Origin of the sequence: Bathymodiolus platifrons methanotrophic gill symbiont (genome assembly GCF_002189065.1) — a bacterium.
Classification (GTDB): Bacteria; Pseudomonadota; Gammaproteobacteria; order Methylococcales; family Methylomonadaceae; genus Methyloprofundus.
Window position 1 is genome coordinate 1 of record NZ_BDMN01000450.1, and the last position, 3,747, is coordinate 3,747.

Annotated in this window: 4 protein-coding genes and 1 pseudogene; all 5 read right to left on the reverse strand. The window is 34.1% G+C overall.

Annotated features, from left to right (window positions below; genetic code table 11):
• On the reverse strand, positions 1–262 hold a 262-nt coding region (locus tag CDZ78_RS24135; RefSeq protein WP_140414229.1), incomplete at its 3' end, for a helix-turn-helix domain-containing protein.
• Positions 263–394: 132 nt separating this feature from the next.
• A complete protein-coding gene (locus CDZ78_RS19185; RefSeq protein ID WP_087871403.1) occupies positions 395–1,612 on the reverse strand; it encodes a type II restriction endonuclease in 1,218 nt (405 codons plus the stop codon).
• Positions 1,613–1,632: 20 nt separating this feature from the next.
• Positions 1,633–1,917, reverse strand: a pseudogene (locus CDZ78_RS19190) (very short patch repair endonuclease); the annotation flags it as partial.
• Positions 1,910–3,166, reverse strand: a complete 1,257-nt coding sequence (gene dcm, locus CDZ78_RS19195; protein ID WP_087871405.1) for a DNA (cytosine-5-)-methyltransferase — start codon at positions 3,164–3,166, stop codon at positions 1,910–1,912. The pseudogene CDZ78_RS19190 and the gene dcm, both read right to left, overlap by 8 nt.
• Positions 3,167–3,258: 92 nt before the next feature.
• Positions 3,259–3,549 (reverse strand): hypothetical protein, encoded by a 291-nt coding sequence (locus tag CDZ78_RS19200; protein WP_087871406.1) that lies wholly within the window; start codon positions 3,547–3,549, stop codon positions 3,259–3,261.
• Positions 3,550–3,747: the final 198 nt, after the last annotated feature.

Genomic DNA, 3,747 nt, shown 5'->3' on the forward strand with positions numbered 1-3,747 from the left:
CATCCTCAATGCGAACATTAACAATGCCTTTTATTTCATCCGTTAATTTAACCTCTTTAGGCTTGTTTTTGTGTCGTTCTTGGGCAAAATCTTCTGCTTGTTTATGCCTGTAGCCTCTTTGACCTGTATTGCGTTTAATCTCGCGTGAAATATTGCTTTGGCTTCGTTCTAAGGCTTCTGCTATTTTATTCTGTGAAGTTCCCTTTTTTAATTCAATTTCTATATAATATCTTTCTTCAGGACATAGGTGTGTATAGCTCATTTGTAGCCTCTGTAAATTGTTTGGTAGCTGTTTACTTTACACCTATGTCTTGTCTTAATTCAACAGGTGTTAGTCTAGCCAATACTTGCAGAGGGTTATGCACTTATTATACGAATTCAGGCTATATAATTCTTAACTAGCTTTTCCTTTTACCATCATTATGAAATCAGAAAAACTCATTAACCAATTTTGTTGGTTATCTTGATAGGTTTGATGCAGCCCTTTGGGTATAACAAGCTGAAGGTTATTTGATTTCATTTCATTAGTTTGATTTTCACTAATACCTGGTTGTAAAGTCAAAAGATGTTTATTCTCTATTTTTGCTGCCTCTGATAAAACCTGTCTCCATCTATCTTTACACGTAGATTTTACGCCTAACATTGAAAGCTCATGGACTGGAAAAAAAGGATTATGATAATCTTCCATACTAGGAAATAAAAAATCAGGTTTTGTTTTATTCTCTGTAACAGCTTGCCTATCATATTGGACATTACACGCTTTAAAAACAGCTTCAACATGATGCTCTAAAGCATGTCCAATTCTTGATTTTCTTCTATTTTGTACGCTTAAAGAAAATTTAATAAACCCCTCAACATCAGCCCCTTCAGGTTCTATAAAACCATTGTTTAAGCGTTCAGAAACTATATGTCTTTCCATTCTCCTGAATAGCTTTTCTTCCCACTCTATCCAAGATAAAAGCGCTTGATCTGGATCATCTTGGGGAACAATTCCAGAAATGGTATTCCTGGCAAAGTCTGAAAAAATAACTGTTTTTGGGAATGCGCCGTTAAATTGCTCTAACAGATTATCTAATCTTTCCGATTCAGGCTCTTCAACTTCAATTCCGAGTTCTTCAAGAATAAATCGAACAGCAAAATCAACCTGAATATTTTCTTCTTCTTCAATTTGATGATATTGAAATTTTGCTTCTATATTTCCATGAAGATTAAACAACCAAAGCAATTGATTTTCTATTGTGCTTCCTTCTGAAACAACAATAATCATAAATTCGTTATTTGGTCTTTTTGCAACTATGAGAAGATCATTAACTTCAGCAAGTTCCATTACAGGATTAGACCGAAAATAAAGCCTATACTCGGTTCTGGTTGGATTATTTTCTCTTGAGTCATACCAAGTCACAAATGAATCTTCTGATATCCCCTCGTTCTCTTCACCAAGCCATAAAAAACGGGCCGGGCAATCGCTAAGCTTATCTCTTCCAAGGATGTTTAAAAGTCCTCTGGCTCCATTAAATTCATGTTGATTTGATACTTCTGCATTAACCTCAACAGAGCTCAACCTCTTGGCAGATACACCTTGAAAATACTCAGATAAAAAACCTTTTTTCATGTTCCTTTATGGCCTGTTATTTCTTTATTTTTTGTGATCTTTTCCTTCCAGAATTCTGATTTACTGGAAGGCCACTTGAATAAGTGGCAGTCATGACCATGCCAAAAACATCCATTTATAAAAATTAAAGATTTATATCTAGGAAAAACCATATCAGGTTTGCCTGAAAGACTTTTATCATGCAGTTTGTATCTGAATCCTTTTTTATGTAAAGCCTTTCTAATTAGTAATTCTGGCTTTGTATCCTTTCCTTTTATTCCTGCCATCATCTGGCTACGTTTTTTTCTTGATACCACGTCAGCCATATTTTAATGAATCATTTTCTTTTTCTAAATTTATAGATTCAATAATGTATGGTTGCATGTGTTGAGCAACAGCTTTAACAACTGGAACAACAACCGAGTTTCCAAATTGCTTATAAGCTTGAGTATCAGAAACTGGAATTATAAAATTTGACTCATTAGGATTATCAAATCCCATCAACCTTGCGCATTCTCTAGGCGTTAATCTTCTAGGATTTTTTCCTTCCTGTTTTACCAAGATCTCAGAACCGTCTTTGTAATATCTAGCTGATAATGTTCTGGCAACATCATCTTTTTCAACCATTCCAAACCCGAAACCGTTCCCTTTTGCTTTGTGCTTGGCTGAATAGCCTTGTAAAAAAGACCATAGTTTATCTGACAAAGTATATTTATCTAAGACCTTTGCTTTATCTCCTTCTGTAAATCTTTTTTCTTCAGTTTCTGAGCTATTTTCAGGGTGTAAAATAGTACCTATTTTAGGTCCTTCCAATGGGTTTGGTATTACAATATTCTCAAAATCAAAATCAACATCTTCACGAAACCCAGCTATAAAAATACGCTCTCTATTTTGAGGTACAAAGCCTTTTCCGTTAATTACTTTCCAGCTAATGTTATAACCTAACTCTTTTTCTAAAGTGTCCCTTATTACTTTAAAAGTATTTCCTTTGTTATGTGAAACTAGATTTTTTACATTTTCCAGCAAAAAAGTTTTTGGTTTGTGGTGTTCTATTATTCTAGCAACATCAAAAAATAAAGTTCCTTGAGCTTCACACCTAAAGCCGTGAGCAACTCCTAAAGAATTTTTTTTAGAAACACCAGCTATTGAAAAAGGCTGACAAGGGAAGCCGGCAACAAGAACATCATGAAAGGGAATGTTTTCAACAGGAACTTTTGTTATATCTCCATCTATTTCATGATCACAAACAAAATTTGCTAAATAAGTTTGTTTTGAGTATTCATTCCACTCGCTGGTATAAACACATTTTCCACCAATAGATTCAAAGCCTTTTCTCAGTCCGCCAATCCCTGCGAACAGATCAATAAATTGAAATTTTTCATTTAAAACAGGTAATGAGCGGTTTTTATTTTCAGATTGGTGAGCGAGCCAATCCATAACATTTTTACGAGGCTTTGTATCTCCTTGCTCCCATCTATAAATTGTTCTTATTGTATATCCCATTTTTTCAGCAGCCTCCTCTTTCGTAAGTCCTGTTTTTTCGAGAAGAGTGGAGAATTCTGTTTTTGCTTTCATTCTTATAATTTATTTCTGGGAATTATTTTGACATAATGTCATTTTAGCACCTATAAGAATATTTTGTATAAACTTCCCCCTCTTTTATCTACTTATCTAGTTTTTTTATATTCAACAACAGCCTTATTGTTTTTATAATCGCTAGAATCTATATCAATAAACATCTCTTCACATTCGCTACACCAATAATGCTCTTTACATGATGTTTTAAATCGACCTGAGTGACAAATTCCATCTTGCTTTTCTATAAATAAAACCCCATCCAATCCACAGTCAAGGCACAAAAAATCAGCATCCGTTTCTACTGGTGAGTCAACTACCCCGTCATAAACATTAACCTCATTTTGATTTGTTTCAATTTTATTTAGATTAATGATTCTCATGATTTTTTTGCTTCTTTAAACAAATCAAAACGGGCGGTAGGAAAAATAATTTTGTCTTTGTTATGCCTTCATTTTTTAGTGCCTTGAGTGTCTTTAATCAAAAGAGCTATATCCTTGGCTAGTTTTTCATTTTGATTCGTGAGCGCGTTATTTTTGGTTCTGTCGCAATAATTATCAAAAGCGCAGACCTCCTGGTCT

Excerpts from the sequence above, each read along its gene's own strand:
- CDZ78_RS19200 (WP_087871406.1), bottom strand. The coding sequence starts at position 3,549 with ATGAGAATCATTAATCTAAATAAAATTGAAACAAATCAAAATGAGGTT.
- dcm (WP_087871405.1), bottom strand. The coding sequence starts at position 3,166 with ATGAAAGCAAAAACAGAATTCTCCACTCTTCTCGAAAAAACAGGACTT.
- CDZ78_RS19185 (WP_087871403.1), bottom strand. The coding sequence starts at position 1,612 with ATGAAAAAAGGTTTTTTATCTGAGTATTTTCAAGGTGTATCTGCCAAG.